A 17,157-nucleotide genomic window follows, 5' to 3' on the forward strand; every position below is an offset into this window, starting at 1 on the left:
GCCGGGAAAGGGAACCACAATGGAGCCATGGAACAGAACTCGGCTGTGGAGCATGACACCACCCTGGAGCACGCGCTGGACGTCGCGCGGCTCAACGTCAAGGAAGCCAAGCGTCTCCTGGACGATGCACTCGCCAAGCGTGCGGCCGGCGAGATCAATGACGACCGGGTGAACCAGCTGCAGTCGCTGATGGACCTCGCCGCGGAAGACCTCCACCGCGTTACCAAGGAACAGTAGCTCCGTAACCTGTCCTCCACACTGTGGACAACGTCCCGGGCGTCGGAGGTCCGCCCTAGGCTTCCGGGGTGAACACAACACGCCACCGACGGGCGCTGGGATGACCGCCACCTGGACGGATTTCCGGCGCGCCCGGCGCCGTTCCCGCCAGGCCTGGATCCTCCTGGCCGCAGCCTGCCTGGGGCTGCTCGGAGGACTGGGGTGGTTCTTCACGGCCGGCCAATTCGCCGTCGCTGAACCGCACGCCACCGGCCCCAGCGAGGCTCCCGTCCTGGCCGCGGGGTGGATGAAGCCGGTCGCGCCGGTCCGGCCGGTGCCGTCGGGTACCGCAGCGGCCGTGCTGGACACGCTCGCGGTCAAGGGCCGGGCGGCCAGGGACAACTACGACCGGAGCGCCTTCGGCCAGGCCTGGCTGGACGTGGACCGCAACGGCTGCGACACCCGCAACGACATCCTCCGCCGTGACCTTGCCGACGCGGAATTCGTGGACGGCTCCCGGTGCCAGGTGGCCGGCGGCACCTTCCAGGAACCGTACACCGGCCGCGTGATCGCCTTCCGCCGGGGAGCCGAGAGCAGCAAGGCCGTGCAGATTGACCACGTCGTGGCGCTCGGCGACGCCTGGCAAAAAGGGGCCCAGCAGCTCACGGCCCAGCAGCGCCAGCATCTGGCGAACGATCCGCTGAACCTGATCGCCGTGGACGGCCCGGCCAACCAGGACAAGAGCGCCTCCGACGCCGCCACCTGGCTGCCGCCGAACAAGGCTTTCCGCTGCCACTATGCCGCCCGCCAGATCTCGGTCAAGGCGGCCTACCAGCTGTGGGTCACACCGGCGGAGAAGGAGGCGCTGAAACGGATCCTCGGCACCTGCCCGCAGCAGCAGGCCATCGTGGCGCGCTGAGGCCGGGCGCGTGCCGGTTTCCGGCCGGCGGCGTAGCGTGGCGTAGGGTACCGTCATGGACATCATCCTGGTTCCCGGGTTCTGGTTGGACGCCTCGTCGTGGTCGGAGGTGACACCGCCCCTCGTGGCTGCAGGGCATCGAGTCGTCCCGCTCACGCTGCCGGGGCTGGAGTCGGCCGACGCGCCGCGGGCCGGCATCGCCCTGCGCGACCACATAGAAGCGGTCGTGGCAGAGGTCGACGCCAGCGACGGCCCGGTGGTCCTCGTGGGCCACTCGGGCGGCGGCGCCATCATCCACGGTGCCGTCGACGCGCGCCCGGATCGCGTGCTCCGCGCCGTTTACGTCGACAGCGGCCCTCTCGCCGAGGGCGGCGTCATCAATGACGAACTGCCGGCCGACGGCGACGACGTGCCGCTGCCGCCGTGGGACCTCTTCGAAGAGGAAGATCTCGTTGATCTGGACGACGGGCTGCGGGCCGCGTTCCGGGCACGCGCCGTGCCCGAGCCGCGGGGTGTAGCGTGCGACCAACAGCACCTTCACGATGAGCGCCGCTACGGCGTCCCGGCCACGGTGATCGCCTGCGAGATCCGGCCGGCCCAGCTTGAGGAGTGGATCGCGGCCGGCCACCCGTACGTGGCGGAGCTGGCCCGCATTCACGACGTCGAGTACGTGGACCTTCCCACCGGGCACTGGCCCCAGTTCACCAAGCCGGCCGAGCTCGGCGCGGCCATTCTTGCCGCCGTCGACCGCACTGCTTGAGCCGGCGCTCAACGCGGGGGCCCCTGCCGGGTCAGTGGCCGAACGGGTCCGGATCCACGCCGGGCATCCACGTCAGCCCGGGGACTCCCCAGCCGCTGTTCTTGGCCTGTTTCATGGCCTTGCGCGCGTAGCGGTCGATCAGCCGGTTGATGTAGAGCTTGCCGTCCAGGTGGTCGTACTCGTGCTGGATCACCCGGGCGAACCAGCCCGTTGCCTCGAAGTCCACGGGCTTGCCGTCGCCGTCGAAGCCCTGGACCCGTGCCCATTCGGCGCGTTTGAGCGGATACTGGCCGCCCGGGAAGGACAGGCAGCCTTCCTCTTCCTCATCGGGGTCCGGCAGCCCGCCGGAGACCTTGGAGAGCGTCAGCACCGGGTTGACGACGACGCCGGAGGCCGGGGCCCCGTCGTCGTCGGCGTACTTGTAGATGAAGAGCCGCTTGCCCACCCCGACCTGGGGTGCAGCCAGACCGACGCCGTTGGCGGCGTCGTTGGTCTCGAACATGTCGGCGATTAGGGTGCGGAGCTCGTCGTCGAAGACTTCGACTTCCGCGGCCCTGCGGTGCAGTACGGGCTCGCCCCAGATCGTGATGGGCAGGACGGTCATCTCAGGTGGTTCCTCTGGTGCTTTCAGGTAGGTCAGGCGGCGATGGTGCGGCCGACGACGTCGCGCATGATTTCGTTGGTGCCGCCGAAAATGGTCAGCAGCCGGGCGGCCAGGTAGGCCTGGGCCACCGGGTACTCCAGGATGTAGCCGTAGCCGCCGTGCAGCTGGAGGCAGCGGTCCGTGACGGACTTGGCGCGCTCGGACGCCCAGAGCTTCGCGCGGGCCGCGGAAGACGCGTCGAGCTCCCCGGCGTTGAAGGCAAGGATCGCCTGGTCCACGTAGGCTTCGGTGACCTCGACCTCGGTGAGGATGTCGGCGAGTTCAAAGCGGCTGTTCTGGAAGTCGATGATCCGTTCACCGAACGCGTTGCGGTCCTTCGTGTAGCGCACGGTCGCCTCGTAGATCGCGCGGACGACGGCGGAGCTTGCCACCGCGATCGCGAGCCGGCCCTGGGGGAGCTGTTCGGTCGCGTACTGCAGGCCCTTGCCCTCTTCGCCCACGAGGTCGGCCTCCGGGACACGGACGCTGTCGAAGAACAGTTCCGCGGTGTCGGAGGCCTTGAGCCCCATCTTGTCCAGCTGCTTGCCGGTGTTGTAGCCCTCGCCCTTCTGGACCATGAAGAGGGAGAAGGAGTCGTGGTTTCCGCGTCCCGTGCCGCCGTCGGTCCGGGCCAGGACCAGGGACGCGTCGCCCGAAATGCCGTTGCCGATGAACGTCTTCTGGCCGCTGATCAGCCAGTCGTCGCCGTCGCGCACGGCCTTGGTGCGGATGCCGCGCAGGTCGGAGCCGGCGCCGGGCTCGGTCCAGGCGATCGAGGTGACCTTTTCGCCGGACACCATGCCCGGCAGCCAGCGCGCCTTGAGGTCGTCGGAACCGTAGGCAAGCAGGTGGGGGAGGACCATGTCGTCGTGCAGGTGGAAGGCGAGGCCCACGGCGAGGTGGTTGCTCTTGGCGAACTCCTCGTCCAGCACGGCGCGGAAGCGGTAATCGTCCATGCCCATGCCGCCGAACTCTTCCGGCACGGCGAGGCCCAGCAGCCCCTGCTCACCGGCTGTCGTCCATAGCTCCCGGGACATCATGTGGTCCTTGTCCCACTGGGCGTAGTGCGGGGCTACCGCGCGCGCATTGAACTCCGTTGCCATCTCACGGAACATCTCATGGTCTTCTTCAAACAGCTTGCGCTTCACTGCGGTTCCTTCCAATGACAGATCCTCGGACGACTACTGCACAGACAACAAAGGCCGCACCGGATATCCGGTACGGCCTTCGTCTAAGGTCGGACAATCACTGCCGTCCTTCATGAGGGTGAGCGACGGGGGTTGAACCCGCGACCTCCTGGACCACAACCAGGCGCTCTGCCAACTGAGCTACGCCCACCATGTGCCCTGCCAGGCCTTGCCGGCGGACCGGCTGGCTGAAAAGGCAACGACAAATAGCTTACCTGCTGTTCGGGGGTGGTTTTGCCACTTTCGCGATTTTCGCCAAACTTTTCGCCAAACGTGGTGCAGATTACTTCCCCGGCACTTTCCCCGGCAGGGGGCCGGCTACTCTGCGGGGGCCTCGACGGGGGCCTGTTCGCCGGCGGCTTGCTGCGTGCCGCCCATGACCCGCTTGGCGATCCGCTGCGCGGTGGCGCTGTCCGGGCCGGGGGCGGGCACAAAGACGGCTTCCCGGTAGTAGCGGAGTTCGTCGATGGAATCCTTGATGTCGCCGAGGGCGCGGTGGCCGCCCATCTTGGCGGGGGACTGGAAGTAGGCCCGCGCGAACCAGCGCCGGGAGAGTTCCTTAATGGTGCTCACATCGATGACCCGGTAGTGCAGGTGTTCCACGACGTCGGGCATGTCGCGGACCAGGAACACGCGGTCGGTGCCCACCGAGTTGCCGCCGAGTGGGGCCTTCCGGGGGTCCGGCACCCACTTCTTGATGTAGTCGAGCACGGCAGCCTGCGCCTCGGCCATGGTCTTGCCTTGCGGGAGCTCCTCCAGCAGGCCGGACCGGGTGTGCATGTCGCGCACGAAGTCGTTCATCTGGGCCAGCGCGGCGTCGTCGGGCTTGATGACGACGTCCACGCCGTCACCCAGGATATTGAGTTCCGAGTCCGTCACCAGCGCGGCCACCTCGATGAGGGCGTCGTTCTTGGTGTCCAGGCCGGTCATTTCGCAGTCGATCCAGACGATGCGTTCATTAGATATAGGCACCCGGCCAGCCTACCGTTTCGTCGCCCCAGAGCCGTCCGGTGCTAGGATTTCGGGTACGCGGCCGTCGAATTTTTTCTTCATCGCGGCGCGCCCCGAGGCCGGACACCACGGCCGGTTGCGGGCGGAAACGTGCCCCACAACAGATTGGACGATCCTGAGATGACGGCGCCTGTACCTGCGGTGGGAAAAACGGCTGCCGGTACGTCCCGCACGTCCCAAATGGTTGGTGTTGCTGAAGTGGACAACGCCCGATCCCCCCTCCTTGCCGGGTTCCTGGGCTCGCTGTTCATGGCGATCGGCTCGCTCGGCGTCGGCTGGCTTGCCCCGGTGTCCGAGCTCCGGCGGGTCCCGCTGTTCATCTGGATGCGTACCGAAGCCGTAGGGGTCGGCCTGTGCATCGTGCTGCTGGCCGTCGGCGGCATGCTGCTGGTCCGGTCCTGGCTGCGGCTCGGCCAGAGGGTGCGCGTCTGGGGAGCGGCGGCCCACAAGGCGACCCTGCAGGCAGTGGCGGCCTGGGGCCTTCCCCTGATGTTCTCCGTTCCGCTGTTCAGCCGGGACGTGTATGCCTACATCGGGCAGGGCCGGCTGATGGTGGAAGGCTTCAACCCTTACGAAAACGGCATCTCCGCGCTGTCCAACTACTTCCAGCTGGGCGCCGACAAGATGTGGACCGAAGCCCCCGTCCCGTACGGCCAGCTCTTCCTTTGGATCGAACAGTTCATCGTCTGGTCCACCAACGTGCACCCGGAAGCCAGCATCATGCTGTTCCGCCTGGCCGCGCTGCTCGGGATCGTGCTGTGCGTGGTCTACGTGCCCAAACTCGCCGAACTCCACGGCGTCAACCCGAACCGGGCCTTGTGGCTGACCGCCGCCAACCCCTTGTTCCTCACGAATTTCATCGCCAGCGTCCACAACGACGCCCTGATGATCGGGCTGGCCCTGGCCGGTCTCTACTACTGTGCCACCCGGCGGGTCGTCTTCGGCATTGTCCTGGTGACCCTCTCCATCGCCGTCAAGCCCATCACGATCGTCTTTCTGCCGTTCATCGGCCTGCTGTGGGCCGGGAAGAACGCAGGCTGGCCGCGGAAGATCGTCTTCTGGGCACTCACAGCCGGGATCAGCCTGGCGCTGCTGTACCTCATGAGCCGGGTCAACGGCTTCGGCTTCGGCTGGATCAACGGGCTGTCCGCACCGGGCAGCATCTGGATCTGGTACGCGCCCGTCGGGCTGCTGGGTCTCGTCGTCGCCTCCATCTCCAACGCCTTCGGGCTCGACGGCTGGGGGATGGCCAAATGGGTGTACGACGCCGGCAAGCTGCTCGCCGTCGGGATCGTCGCCTGGCAGATCTTCCGCGGTGACCACGACCGCCTGATGCGCCGCCTCACCCTGGCGTTCGCCGCCGTCGTGCTCCTGGCCCCGATGATCCAGTCCTGGTACATCGTCTGGCTCATTCCACTGTTTGCCGTCACCGGCATCCGCGATGACTGGCAGGTCAAGGCGCTCTACTTCATCGTGTCGTTCTTCATGGTGTACGCGATCTCGGACCAGCTGGACGTCTTCCCCTACCTGCAGACCGCGGACCTCGGGCTGGCACTGGCCCTAGCACGCAACGCCGCAGCCGTTATCGCCCTGCTGTTCGCCCTGTACCTGATCTTCCTGGATCCGCGGACCAAGCTGCTGTTCAGCAAGTCGGACGAGCCGGTCACCACCCGGCCGGTCATCTAGCCGGCCCGGGGCCCGGTCATCCGCTTCCGGCCTAAGCGGCCTGGTCTAACCGGGCAGGTTCCTGAGCGCTTCCTTGCGTGAGAGGGGGCTGAGATCCTGGCCGTGCCGCTGCACGAATGCCCGCACCCAGTCCGGATCGGTCTTGGTGTATTCGCGCAGCGCCCACCCGATCGCCTTCCGGATGAAGAACTCCGGATCGCCCAGGTTGGCCTCGATCACGGCGGCCAGCAGGGCCGTGTCCGTGGCGGACTTCGCCCCGAGTTGGGCAGTGATGGACGTCCGGCGGATCCAGAGGTCCCCGTCTGCGCTCCAGCGGCGCAGGACCGGAGTCAGTTCTGCCCGGTGTGCCTGCAGCAGCGCGCCGAGCCGGTGCGCCACACCGTCCACCAGGTCCCACCAGGCACCGCTGCGGATGATCTCCTCGTAGACCGCCAGCATGCTGAGCTGGCGGGCAGCCAGCTTCAGGCCGGTGAGGTCGATGGCCGCGTACCGTTCCTCACGGAATCCGGCGCCCCGCCAGAGCGCCAGCACGGTGGACCGCAATTCCTCGATTCCGTCGGGCGGCAGTTCGGCAGCGGCGGCCTTGACGATCCTGCGGACCTCGGGGACCCGGACGCCCAGCGACGGCATCTCCGATTTCAGGTAGGCCTGCGCGCCTGCAGCCCGGCCGGGATCGGCGGCGGCCTGCAGCCCGGTGCGGATCGCGGTCATCAGTTCCGTGTTGGCCATGAGGCAACCTTAGACGGCGACTATTGCAGTGACTTTAGGCGGGATCGTGCTGGCTTTAGAGTTGAAGCCAGCAAGCCACCGGTCCGCGTTGGAAGGAAGCCCCATGTCCATGATCAAGAATCCTGAAGAGATTGCCCTGATGCGCGAAGCGGGCCGGGTGGTGGCGAACACGCTGGCACGGGTCCGGGAAGCCGCTGCCGTCGGCGTGTCGCTCAAGGAACTGGACTCGGTGGCCGCGGCGTCGATCGCCGACGCGGGGGCCACCCCGGCCTTCCTCAACTACCGGCCACGCTGGGCCTCGGTCCCGTTTCCCGGCGTGATCTGCGCCAGCGTCAACGACGCCGTAGTGCACGGCATCCCCAACGACTACCGGCTGCAGGACGGCGACCTGCTCAGCGTGGACTGCGGTGCCTTCCTGGACGGCTGGTGCGGTGATGCCGCCAACAGCTTCATCGTGGGGAAGCCGGACCCGGTGGACCAGGCGCTCATCGGCGTCACGGACGCTGCCCTGGCCCGGGGGATTGAGGCCGCCCGGATCGGAAACAAGATGGGGGACCTCGCCTATGCGATCGGCGGGGCCGCCCGCCGCGCGGGCTACGGCCTGCTCGCGGACCACGGCGGCCATGGAATCGGCCGGACCATGCACGCCGAACCCCACGTCCCCAACGACGGCCGGCCGGGCCGCGGCATCAAGCTGACCGAGGGCCTGGTCATCGCCATCGAGCCGATGCTGATCCTGGGCGGCAAGGACGACTACTACCACGACGACGACGAATGGACCCTCCGCTCAGCGAACGGGCGGCGGGCGGCGCACAGCGAGCACACCGTGGCCGTCACCGCTGACGGGCCTGTCATCTTGACCCTGCCCTGATTGACGCTGCCCTGAGGCGGACGACCGCCCGGCCCGGCACGGCGTCGCTGACCACGTCAAACCCCCGCCGCCCGGAACAGGCCCAGCGTCCCCTGGTAGAGGTCCGCCGGACCGGCCTTGGGCCGCTGCCTGGGGTCCACGGGATAGCCCTCCACCGCCGTCGCGCCGTGGGCGAAGGCATGGCCGACGGCGGCTTTCAGCAGGGCACGGGCCACCCCCTTGCCGCCGGTGGCCGGGTGCGACGACGAAGCAAGTGACAGACCAGACGTCCGCCCCGCCTGGCCGGGCGTCCGCTGCCGGGCCGGCGGCTGCCAGCACCTTCGACCGCAGGATCCTCGGGTAGCACCCACGTGGCTCGACCGCGCACCAGCCCACAGCCTTCCCCTCGCGGAAGGCCAGCACGCCGGGAGCGGGGGAGTCGCCGTCGAACTTGGCGCGCAGCTGGCTCTTCCGTTCATCCGGGGAAGACCGGGACCACTCCGGCCCGGTGAGCGCGAAGCACCGGCACCAGCACCGGGACGGCACGCCGCGGACTCCTAAGAGCCGCTCGACGTCGGGCCGCAGCGCCGCGGCGGTGGTGATTGCTGCTTCGGGACGGCGTGTCAGCTCTGCCATGGATTCAGTTTGAGGTTTGTGCGCTCGGGACAGTGTCAGCGGCGTCCGCCACCTTTCACACGCTGGCGGTGTCCTGCGACCCGGAGCTGGATGATCCGGGCGGCTCCGGCAATGGCGACCAACACCCCGCCGCCAACGGCGGCGATGAAGAGGGCGATGCCGAGGGAGACAGCTCCCTCCAGACCGAAGAACTTCACCCGCACGGAGTCCTGGTTCTGCAGGATGAACGCGATGAGCAGGATCAGCACCACCAAGGCGCAGGCCACGGCCGCCCAGACCATGCCGGCGCGGGTGACGCCACTCGGTTCTGGCGCGGCTGAAGTTGCTGGCGCTGGCGTCCCTGCGGGCGCACCGGGGTGCGGGGATCCCGGTGGCTGGGTCGTCGCCGTCTCACTAGGGTCGAACTCGCGGGGTGTCTGGGTCATTTCGGCTGTTCCTTTCGGGGGTCTTCCCCTGCGGACGGGAAGAGCGGTAACGCCGGTGCGCTGCTGGCGCTGCTGGGTGCGGCATGGCGGGCAGTTCCGACCGCTCAGGCATACTCCACAAGCCCGAGGATGTTTCCCTCGCTGTCCTTGAAGAATGCGGCTGGTCGGCCGTTCACGTCCGCGACCCCATCAACGGTCTTGAACCCGGGAAAGTCGTACTCTTCGAATACGACCCCGGCGCCTCGCAGCGCCGTCATTTCCGCTCTCAGGTCAGTGACGCGGAATCCCATCTGCGTGTGCCCGCCGCGGTTCGGGTTGGGGGTGAGATAGACAATGAAGCCGGACCCGCCCCCGGCCTCATATCGAAGCCCTCCGCTGGGTTCTTCAGCTGGGGTCAGACCCAGTTTCTCCTGGTACCACTGTTTGGCCCGCGCCAGGTCGATCGCGGGCAGGGTCGTGTGGACATTGGTTTCGCCCAACATCTTCGCCTCCATGGTGGAAGGAAATCGGCCAAGCGGCCTACGCCGCATCTTAGCTCCGCGAGGTCGGCGGCGGTAGCGATTGTTCCTAGTGCCGGGGCTTGTTGCCACCGGCTGTTGGCACCGGGGCGGGCACGGTATAACGTCACAGCCAAGGGATGCCTTGCGGAGGAGGCGCGGCCGTGACGATTGTTGACAACGCCGTCTACGTGGAGGGTTACCGGACCGCGGACCCGGAAAGTCTGGACGAGACGTATTTCCTGCTCCGGCAGCGGCAAGGCATGGCATGGATCGGGCTCTACCGGCCGGATGCGCAGGAGCTGCAGTCGGTGGCCGAAGAATTTGACCTGAGCCATCTGGCAGTGGAGGACGCGCTCGCCGGCCATCAGCGGGCGAAGCTCGAACACTACGGCGAAACGCTCTTCCTGGTGCTGCGGCCGGCCCGGTATCTGGACGATGTGGAAAAGGTTGAGTTCGGCGAGATCCATGTCTTCAGCGGTCCCGACTTTGTGGTCACTGTCCGTCGTGCCGAGTCACCGGATCTGGGCCGCGTGCGCCGGCGCATGGAATCCGAGCCGGAGTTCCTGGCGCTCGGGCCGGACGCTGTGCTTTACGCGATTCTGGACCAGGTGGTCGATGAATACGAGCCCGTTGCTGCCGGGTTGGAGAACGACATCGATGAAATCGAAGACGAACTGTTCGCCGCGGATCCGGGCGTGTCACGCAGAATCTATGAACTGTCGCGCCAAGTCATCATGTTCCAGCGTGCGACGGCGCCGCTCACGGCTCTCCTGCAGTCGCTCATGGCGGGTGCGCCGGATCACGAGCCTGACCCCGAACTGCAGGACCATTTCCGCGATGTCCTGGACCATGTCCTGCGGCTGAGCGAACGGATCACGGCCTTCCGTGCCTTGCTCCAGAATGCGCTGGCCGTTAACGCGGCCCTCGTGGCCCAGCGCCAGAACGACGAGATGCGTCTGCTGACTGAGTCCAGCTTCGCCCAGAACGAGCAGGTCAAACGGATCTCCTCCTGGGCGGCCATCCTCTTTGCCCCTACCCTGATCGGCACGATCTACGGGATGAATTTCCGGAGCATGCCCGAACTCGACTGGGTTTTCGGCTACCCGATGGCGTTGGGGCTGATGGTCGGCATGGGCGTGGTGCTGTATTTGGCGTTCAAGCACAACAAGTGGATCTGACGGGCCGGCGGATCTGACGGGCAGACGCGCTCTGTGAGCGGGCCGAGGAGCTCTCGCGTCGGCGGAATCGGGCTCTGACCCGCGGACTGTATCCGCAGGTCAGAGCCGCAACTTTGTGCCCCAGGAGGGAATCGAACCCCCGACCGGCGGATTAGAAGGCCGCTGCTCTATCCCCTGAGCTACTGGGGCACGTGGGCGTGCCGTCCGGCTGCTGCCGGGGGACGCCTCAAAAAGTTTACCGTGCCCAGCGGCCGAGCACGGTCAAGGGTGGCCCGGCGGCTTGTCCTCACTCCCCGGACCTCTCCCCAACAGCGCTTCCGGGCGCTCATTTCCCGTGGTTGTCCACATAGCGCAGTCCCGCTCTCCCCGCGGGCGGTGCCCGGCGTGAAGCTGGAACTGCCTGCTAGGGCACGACAATTCGAGACAGGACATGAGAATGAGTGACAACATCACGGTCCGTGGCTTCGTTGCCTCGGAGATCAGAACTTCGACGACCCCCGGTGGCGTGGCCACGGCGTCTTTCCGCCTCGGCGCTACCGAGCGGCGTTTCGACCGCGCCTCCAGCACATGGGTCGATGGAAACACCAACTGGTTTACGGTCCAGGGCTATCGGCAGCTGGCAGGAAACATCGGCTGCAGCATCAAAAAAGGCCAGCGGGTCATCGTCGTCGGCAGGCTGAAGATGCGGAGCTGGGAAAAGGACGGCAGGATCTACCATGTGGCGGAAATCGACGCAGAGTCCGTCGGCCACGACCTCATGTGGGGTTCCGCCAATTTCACGCGGATGGCCGGAGCCGGCAACCAGGCAGCCGCGGGGCAGCCCGCCGCCGCCGCAGCGGGCCGGGACGAGGGCCAAGTCGCGACGCCGTCGGATGGCGGCGAGGACGGCGACGCCGAGGCCGATTCCCACACCGCCTTCATCGATGACGAGATTGATGACACGGGCGGCGAGGAAGAGGAGGTCGATCAGGAGACCGGCGAACTGAAAGGAGCCGCGGCCTGACTCCGCCCGCTATGCCGGCGCTGCACAGGACCATGATGAGCGGCCCCAGGGTCGGAGGCGCTCGTGGCAGAATTGCCGGGTGAAACGAGCCAGAAAAAGTACCGGTGGGACGGTGCCCTGCGCTGCCGCGAGCGAGGGGCGCCGTGCCCGTGGCCGGTTTGCTGCGGCTTTCGGGGCCGTGGCGCTGGTGCTGGGGTCTGCTGCTGCGTGTTCGGCGCACGAGAGCGGAAGCGGAACGGGAGGGCGACCTGTCCCGGCCGCAAGTGCCGGCACTCAGCAGTCGTCGGACCCTTCAACGTCGGACCCTTCAACGTCGGACCCTGCAATTCTGCGTGTGAAGGCCCAAGTGGAGGCGGCCCTGAACAGTGCCGTCGCAGGCGGCCAGTTGCCGGGTCCGGAACAGGTCCGGTCGGCGCTGGCCGACGCAGGCCTACCCTCCGGCGCGGTGGAAGTTACGCCGAGCCGGACCCCCACGGGCCTGGCGGCCGACGCCGTCGAAGCCGCCGTGCGGGACGGCAGGAATTGCGTCGTCGCCCAATTGCGGAAGGGCAGCGTTGCCGTCAGTGTGCTGCCGGGTCTGGCGGAGGGCGGGTGCCTCGTCGGGGCGCAGGGCTGAGACCTGTGCGGCGTATCGCGGGCTCCGGAATGTGAGTTATCAGGGCCGAGCCACTAGATTTGTAGGCATGGCGGAATTTATCTACACAATGACCAAGGCCCGTAAGGCCGTTGGCGAAAAACTTATCCTCGACGACGTAAGCATGTCCTTCTTCCCGGGGGCCAAGATCGGTGTCGTCGGCCCGAATGGTGCCGGTAAGTCCACCATTCTCAAGATCATGGCCGGCCTGGACATCCCCTCCAACGGTGAGGCCCGGCTCAGCCCCGGCTACACGGTCGGCATCCTGCTGCAGGAGCCGCCGCTGAACGAGGACAAGACCGTCCTGGGCAACGTCCAGGAAGGCGTCGGCGAGATCTACGGGAAGATCCAGCGCTTCAACGACATCTCCGAGGAAATGGCCAGCCCCGACGCTGACTACGACGCCCTCCTCGAGGAAATGGGCCAGCTGCAGGAAGCGATCGACGCCGCCGATGCCTGGGACCTTGATTCCCAGCTCGAACAGGCCATGGACGCCCTGCGCTGCCCGCCGGCCGATGCCGATGTCACGCTCCTGTCCGGTGGTGAGCGCCGCCGCGTCGCCCTGTGCAAGCTCCTGCTCCAGAAGCCGGATCTGCTGCTGCTCGACGAGCCCACTAACCACCTCGACGCCGAGAGCGTGCTGTGGCTCGAGCAGCACCTCTCCAACTACCCCGGTGCCGTCCTCGCCGTCACCCACGACCGGTACTTCCTCGACCACGTGGCCGAGTGGATCGCCGAAGTGGACCGCGGCCACCTTTACCCGTATGAAGGGAACTACTCCACCTACCTGGAGAAGAAGCGCGCCCGCCTGGAAGTCCAGGGCAAGAAGGACGCCAAGCAGGCCAAGCGGCTCACCGAGGAACTTGAATGGGTCCGCTCCAACGCCAAGGGACGCCAGACCAAGTCCAAGGCACGTCTGGCCCGCTATGAGGAAATGGCTGCCGAGGCGGACCGCACGCGCAAGCTCGACTTCGAAGAGATCCAGATCCCGCCGGGCCCGCGCCTCGGCGGACTCGTACTGGAGGCGAAGAACCTCCAGAAGGGCTTCGAGGACCGCACACTGATCGACGGACTGTCCTTCACGCTGCCCCGCAACGGCATCGTCGGCGTCATCGGCCCCAACGGCGTCGGCAAGACCACCCTGTTCAAGACCATCGTGGGGCTGGAACCCCTCGATGGCGGCGAACTGAAGATCGGCGATTCCGTCAAGATCTCCTACGCCGACCAGAGCCGCGGCGGCATCGACCCCAACAAGACCCTGTGGGAGGTCGTGTCCGACGGGCTCGACTACATCCAGGTCGGCCACGTCGAAATGCCGTCCCGCGCCTATGTCGCCGCCTTCGGTTTCAAGGGCCCGGACCAGCAGAAGAAGGCAGGGGTGCTCTCCGGCGGTGAGCGCAACCGGCTGAACCTGGCGCTGACCCTCAAGCAGGGCGGGAACCTGCTGCTCCTCGACGAGCCGACCAACGACCTCGACGTCGAGACGCTCAGCAGCCTCGAAAACGCCCTGCTCGAATTCCCCGGCTGCGCCGTCGTGGTCTCGCACGACCGCTGGTTCCTGGACCGGGTCGCCACCCACATCCTGGCCTACGAAGGCGACGAGGAGAACCCCTCGAAGTGGTACTGGTTCGAGGGCAACTTCGAGTCTTACGAGGAGAACAAGGTTGAGCGTCTGGGGGCGGACGCGGCCAAGCCGCACCGCGTGACCCACCGCCGCCTCACCCGCGACTAAGGCGACTAGGGCTGGCCACGGCTCCGCGGCAGGCCACAGCAGCAACGCAAAAGGCCGGCTCCCCGCCCGGGGGAGCCGGCCTTTTGCCTGCGCCTGTGGCCTGCGCTTTTTGCCTGCGTCGGGTTGCGCCGCTGCGCGTCAGCCGCGTTCGGCCTTGCGCATCTGGTGCTGCAGGACCTTGGACTGGACGGCGCCCACCGCTTTGTTCTTGAGGTCGGTCGGGACGCGGATCATGCCCTCCTGCGCCACTGTGGCCACATGTCGACCGTCGCGGCTGAAGATCTTGCCGGTGGCCAGACCGCGGGCGCCCTGGGCGCTGGGGGATTCCTGGACGTAGAGCAGCCACTCGTCCACCCGGACCGGCCGGTGCCACCACATGGCATGGTCCAGGCTCGCGACGGACATCCCGGGCGTAATCCAGCTCATGCCGTGCTTGCGGAGGATGGACTCGAGCAAGGTGTAGTCGCTCGCGTAGGCCAGGGCGGCCCGGTGCAGGTCCGGGTCATCCGGCATCGGCCCGAAGGTCTTCATCCACACGGCGTTGCGTGCTTCCTTGCGGCCCTCGGCCGAGACGTACAGCGCCGGATCAACATGGCGGATGTCGAAGGGGCGCTCATAGGCCCAGTGCCGTGCCACCGGATGGTCAAACTTCCCCAGCAGGTCCGCTGTGCTGGGCAGGGATTCCGGGTCCGGGACGCCGGCGGGCATCTCGGACTGGTGCTCGACGCCCTCGTCTTCATCCTGGAAGGACGCGATCATCGACAGGATGGGCATGCCCTCCTGGTAGGCGTGGACCCGCCGCGCCGAAAAAGAGCGCCCGTCCCGCAGGCGCTGGACGCCGAAGGTGATCGGCTTGTTGGCATCTCCAGGCCGCAGGAAATAGCCGTGCATGGAGTGCACGCTGCGACCCGGGGCAACGGTGCGGCTGCCGGCCACGAGCGACTGCGCCAGCACCTGGCCGCCGAAGACGCGCTGCCGGGGCTGCTGCTGCGAGGGACCCATGAAGATGTCCTCGTCCGTCCGGGCGCCCTCCAGCTCACCGAGGTTCAGGAGTTGGATGAGCGAGGAGGTGGGGTCCTGGGCGGGCAGCCCCTGCAATCCGGCTTCGGCTTCAGTCATGGTTTGACTCTAGACGTCCTCCCGGCACCGCTCAAAAGAGGCGCAACCGGTAGAGTCCATATTGTGTCTGACGTCCTAACCCAGCCCCTGCAGTTCACCGATCCCCGCGACCTCGCCGACCTGCGCACTTTCGCCACCCGCGCCAAGTCCATTGACGACGGCGCCATCCGGCTCCAGGCCTCGGGCCCGGTCCTGGCCGCCTACGTCTGCGTGCTGCGGCCCCGCCTGCTCGGAGAATCCACGCCCACCATCCTGGGCCTGCGGACGATGGCGCTGGCACAGCCGGCTGACGCGGATGTGACCGTGCCCCTGTCCGCGGTGCTGGACCGGCTGGCGCGGGCGGGGGAGCACGACGTCGAACTGCCGCTTCCCCCGGTGACGGTCAGCGAGTCCTGGGCCGGGATCGGTGCGCCCCGGGCCGGCTGGGAGCTGATAGGCACCCTGCAGGACACCGCACTGCGGCAGGCCGCGGAGTCCGGCATCACCGAAGTCGCCGCGATCATGCCGGACAAGCCCGGCGCGCTGATCGTCAACAATGCACGCGCCGCTGTGTGGGGCCGGGAACTGCCCGACGCCGGGGGCCTCCCGGCCGGTGCCGCGTTCGCGGCGCTCACCCTCGGATTCCTGGCCGACGGCGAACAAAAGCTCTACCGTTCCGGCCGCTGGTTCCGCCTCAGTGGAACCCGCGGACACGTCCTGGCCCGCACCGGGTCCGGTCTCTGACCGGAGGCAAGCCGGCAGGAACCTCAGTTCAGGTCCCGGACGGGCTGTTCACCATGGACAGGGCAGCCCGCTCCATGTAGTCCCAGAGCGTGCCATCGTACAGCGGCGGCAGTTCCAGGGCATCCACCGCTATGCGCATATGGTGCAGCCAGCGGTCCTTCGCCTCAGGAGTGACGCGGAACGGCTGGTGCCGCATCCGCAGCCGCGGATGCCCGCGTTCCTCACCGTACGTCGTCGGGCCTCCCCAGTACTGTTCCAGGAACATCAGGAAGCGCCGTTTGGCGGGGCCGAGGTCCTCTTCCGGATACATGGCCCGCAGCAGCGGATCCGTCGCGACGCCGTCGTAAAACACATCAATAAGCTTCACGAACGTCTCGTGGCCGCCCACGGCGTAGTAGAAGTTGTCCGTGTAGCCGGGCTGGCTGAAGGGATCGTTCTGCATCAGCATCTTGGGCTCCGGGGCTCCCGGGGCTCCCGGGGCTCGCCGGCGCTGGGGGTGGTCGTCATGGCTATTCTCCGGCCTGCTGCTGTGGTGCCGCCCCGGCGTCGGGGCTGTCCGCCTGATCCGTGGAGGGAGGGATGTAGGTGCCCTGGGAGCGGTTGCCGACACGCAGGATTTCCCCGTTGCGCAGGTACCAGACCGCCCCGTCCTCGGCCCTGACCCGGGTGATCCGCAGGCCCATGGACTCGACCGTGCCCACCACCTCGGACGTTTCGATGATGTCGCCGATCCCGTACTGGTCCTCAATGGTGATGAAGATGCCGGATAGGAAGTCGCGGATGAGCTGCTGGGCGCCGAAGCCGATCGCCACGCCGAGGATTCCCACGCTGGTCAGCAGCGGGGCAATGTCCACGTTCAGGTTCTTGAACACGTAAATAATGCTGATGACGGCAATCAGCACGCCGACAACGCTGTTGAGCAGCGAGCCGATGGTGTTGGCCCGCTGGACACGCCGTTCGTGGTCCAGGGCACGGAGCGCGGGTGCCACCCAGCGGAAGTGCGGCTTCTTGAAAAAGGTGGTTCCGGCCGCGACGCGCTTGGTGATGCCCGCGATGACGAACGACGCCACGAGCCACACGGCCACGCCCACCCCGATGCTGATGAGGAGTCCGGGCACATTGATGGCTGAAATGTCGGGCGGGGTGATTGGATCGGTCGAGGACGTGCTGTACATCGGCGGGGGTGCTCCTTTGCTGCTGCGCTTG

The 17,157-nt window shown here is 67.2% G+C and carries 20 protein-coding genes and 2 tRNA genes; 10 read left to right on the top strand and 12 right to left on the bottom strand.

Annotated features, from left to right (window positions below; all coding sequences use genetic code 11):
• Window positions 1-27 precede the first annotated feature (27 nt).
• The 3 genes from ACQCSY_RS18160 (at window position 28) to ACQCSY_RS18170 (ending at window position 1,895) form a co-directional block, all read left to right on the top strand.
• Window positions 28-237, top strand: a complete 210-nt coding sequence (locus ACQCSY_RS18160; protein ID WP_427130943.1) for a hypothetical protein — start codon at window positions 28-30, stop codon at window positions 235-237.
• 100 nt (window positions 238-337) lie between these two features.
• Window positions 338-1,135 carry an HNH endonuclease family protein gene (locus ACQCSY_RS18165; protein ID WP_427130945.1) on the top strand — a complete coding sequence of 266 codons (798 nt, stop codon included), beginning with the start codon at window positions 338-340 and terminating at the stop codon, window positions 1,133-1,135.
• A 55-nt stretch (window positions 1,136-1,190) separates the two neighbouring features.
• Complete coding sequence (locus tag ACQCSY_RS18170) at window positions 1,191-1,895, top strand: alpha/beta fold hydrolase (protein WP_427130947.1); 705 nt, start codon at window positions 1,191-1,193, stop codon at window positions 1,893-1,895.
• Between the two features lie 31 nt (window positions 1,896-1,926).
• On the opposite strand, the gene def is transcribed toward ACQCSY_RS18170, so the two are convergent.
• The 4 genes from def to orn all read right to left on the bottom strand — a co-directional run bounded on the left by def (window position 1,927) and on the right by orn (window position 4,697).
• Window positions 1,927-2,499, bottom strand: coding sequence for a peptide deformylase (def, locus tag ACQCSY_RS18175; RefSeq protein ID WP_427130949.1), 573 nt, complete (start codon window positions 2,497-2,499; stop codon window positions 1,927-1,929).
• A gap of 32 nt (window positions 2,500-2,531) precedes the next feature.
• A complete protein-coding gene (locus ACQCSY_RS18180; RefSeq protein WP_427130951.1) occupies window positions 2,532-3,686 on the bottom strand; it encodes an acyl-CoA dehydrogenase family protein in 1,155 nt (384 codons plus the stop codon).
• Window positions 3,687-3,803: 117 nt separating this feature from the next.
• Window positions 3,804-3,876 (bottom strand) — tRNA-His (locus ACQCSY_RS18185).
• Window positions 3,877-4,043: 167 nt separating this feature from the next.
• A complete protein-coding gene (orn, locus tag ACQCSY_RS18190; protein ID WP_427130953.1) occupies window positions 4,044-4,697 on the bottom strand; it encodes an oligoribonuclease in 654 nt (217 codons plus the stop codon).
• A gap of 159 nt (window positions 4,698-4,856) precedes the next feature.
• Here orn and mptB point away from each other — a divergent pair, with 159 nt between their 5' ends.
• Window positions 4,857-6,422: a polyprenol phosphomannose-dependent alpha 1,6 mannosyltransferase MptB gene (gene mptB / locus ACQCSY_RS18195; RefSeq protein WP_427130955.1), complete on the top strand. Its 1,566-nt coding sequence runs from the start codon at window positions 4,857-4,859 to the stop codon at window positions 6,420-6,422.
• A 45-nt stretch (window positions 6,423-6,467) separates the two neighbouring features.
• Here the strand turns inward: mptB and ACQCSY_RS18200 are convergent, their stop codons facing one another.
• Window positions 6,468-7,151: a DNA alkylation repair protein gene (locus tag ACQCSY_RS18200; RefSeq protein WP_427130957.1), complete on the bottom strand. Its 684-nt coding sequence runs from the start codon at window positions 7,149-7,151 to the stop codon at window positions 6,468-6,470.
• A 103-nt stretch (window positions 7,152-7,254) separates the two neighbouring features.
• Here ACQCSY_RS18200 and map point away from each other — a divergent pair, with 103 nt between their 5' ends.
• On the top strand, window positions 7,255-8,022 hold the full coding sequence (gene map / locus ACQCSY_RS18205) for a type I methionyl aminopeptidase (protein WP_427130959.1): 768 nt from the start codon (window positions 7,255-7,257) through the stop codon (window positions 8,020-8,022).
• Window positions 8,023-8,078: 56 nt separating this feature from the next.
• On the opposite strand, the gene ACQCSY_RS18210 is transcribed toward map, so the two are convergent.
• The 3 genes from ACQCSY_RS18210 to ACQCSY_RS18220 all read right to left on the bottom strand — a co-directional run bounded on the left by ACQCSY_RS18210 (window position 8,079) and on the right by ACQCSY_RS18220 (window position 9,544).
• Window positions 8,079-8,237, bottom strand: coding sequence for a hypothetical protein (locus tag ACQCSY_RS18210; protein ID WP_427130961.1), 159 nt, complete (start codon window positions 8,235-8,237; stop codon window positions 8,079-8,081).
• A 435-nt stretch (window positions 8,238-8,672) separates the two neighbouring features.
• Entirely contained in the window at window positions 8,673-9,062 is a 390-nt protein-coding gene (locus tag ACQCSY_RS18215) for a lipopolysaccharide assembly protein LapA domain-containing protein (protein ID WP_427130963.1), read from the bottom strand.
• Window positions 9,063-9,166: 104 nt separating this feature from the next.
• A complete protein-coding gene (locus ACQCSY_RS18220; RefSeq protein ID WP_427130965.1) occupies window positions 9,167-9,544 on the bottom strand; it encodes a VOC family protein in 378 nt (125 codons plus the stop codon).
• A 179-nt stretch (window positions 9,545-9,723) separates the two neighbouring features.
• On the opposite strand from ACQCSY_RS18220, the gene ACQCSY_RS18225 reads away from it, so the two are divergent.
• Window positions 9,724-10,740, top strand: coding sequence for a magnesium and cobalt transport protein CorA (locus ACQCSY_RS18225; protein ID WP_427130967.1), 1,017 nt, complete (start codon window positions 9,724-9,726; stop codon window positions 10,738-10,740).
• A gap of 116 nt (window positions 10,741-10,856) precedes the next feature.
• On the opposite strand, the gene ACQCSY_RS18230 is transcribed toward ACQCSY_RS18225, so the two are convergent.
• Window positions 10,857-10,929: transfer RNA gene (locus ACQCSY_RS18230), tRNA-Arg, on the bottom strand.
• A gap of 247 nt (window positions 10,930-11,176) precedes the next feature.
• On the opposite strand from ACQCSY_RS18230, the gene ssb reads away from it, so the two are divergent.
• The 3 genes from ssb (at window position 11,177) to ettA (ending at window position 14,109) form a co-directional block, all read left to right on the top strand.
• On the top strand, window positions 11,177-11,743 hold the full coding sequence (ssb, locus tag ACQCSY_RS18235) for a single-stranded DNA-binding protein (RefSeq protein ID WP_427130969.1): 567 nt from the start codon (window positions 11,177-11,179) through the stop codon (window positions 11,741-11,743).
• Between the two features lie 334 nt (window positions 11,744-12,077).
• Window positions 12,078-12,359, top strand: coding sequence for a DUF6993 domain-containing protein (locus ACQCSY_RS18240; RefSeq protein ID WP_427130971.1), 282 nt, complete (start codon window positions 12,078-12,080; stop codon window positions 12,357-12,359).
• Window positions 12,360-12,426: 67 nt separating this feature from the next.
• On the top strand, window positions 12,427-14,109 hold the full coding sequence (gene ettA / locus ACQCSY_RS18245; RefSeq protein ID WP_427130973.1) for an energy-dependent translational throttle protein EttA: 1,683 nt from the start codon (window positions 12,427-12,429) through the stop codon (window positions 14,107-14,109).
• A 138-nt stretch (window positions 14,110-14,247) separates the two neighbouring features.
• Here the strand turns inward: ettA and ACQCSY_RS18250 are convergent, their stop codons facing one another.
• Window positions 14,248-15,228 carry an acyl-CoA thioesterase gene (locus tag ACQCSY_RS18250; RefSeq protein WP_427130975.1) on the bottom strand — a complete coding sequence of 327 codons (981 nt, stop codon included), beginning with the start codon at window positions 15,226-15,228 and terminating at the stop codon, window positions 14,248-14,250.
• Between the two features lie 63 nt (window positions 15,229-15,291).
• On the opposite strand from ACQCSY_RS18250, the gene ACQCSY_RS18255 reads away from it, so the two are divergent.
• Window positions 15,292-15,951 (top strand): hypothetical protein, encoded by a 660-nt coding sequence (locus ACQCSY_RS18255; RefSeq protein WP_427130976.1) that lies wholly within the window; start codon window positions 15,292-15,294, stop codon window positions 15,949-15,951.
• A 28-nt stretch (window positions 15,952-15,979) separates the two neighbouring features.
• Here ACQCSY_RS18255 and ACQCSY_RS18260 read toward each other — a convergent pair whose 3' ends face one another.
• A complete protein-coding gene (locus ACQCSY_RS18260; RefSeq protein ID WP_427130978.1) occupies window positions 15,980-16,399 on the bottom strand; it encodes a globin in 420 nt (139 codons plus the stop codon).
• Window positions 16,400-16,460: 61 nt separating this feature from the next.
• A complete protein-coding gene (locus tag ACQCSY_RS18265) occupies window positions 16,461-17,126 on the bottom strand; it encodes a mechanosensitive ion channel family protein (RefSeq protein ID WP_427130980.1) in 666 nt (221 codons plus the stop codon).
• Between the last annotated feature and the right edge of the window lie 31 nt (window positions 17,127-17,157).

The organism is Pseudarthrobacter sp. S9 (assembly GCF_050156545.1).
Lineage (GTDB): Bacteria > Actinomycetota > Actinomycetes > Actinomycetales > Micrococcaceae > Arthrobacter.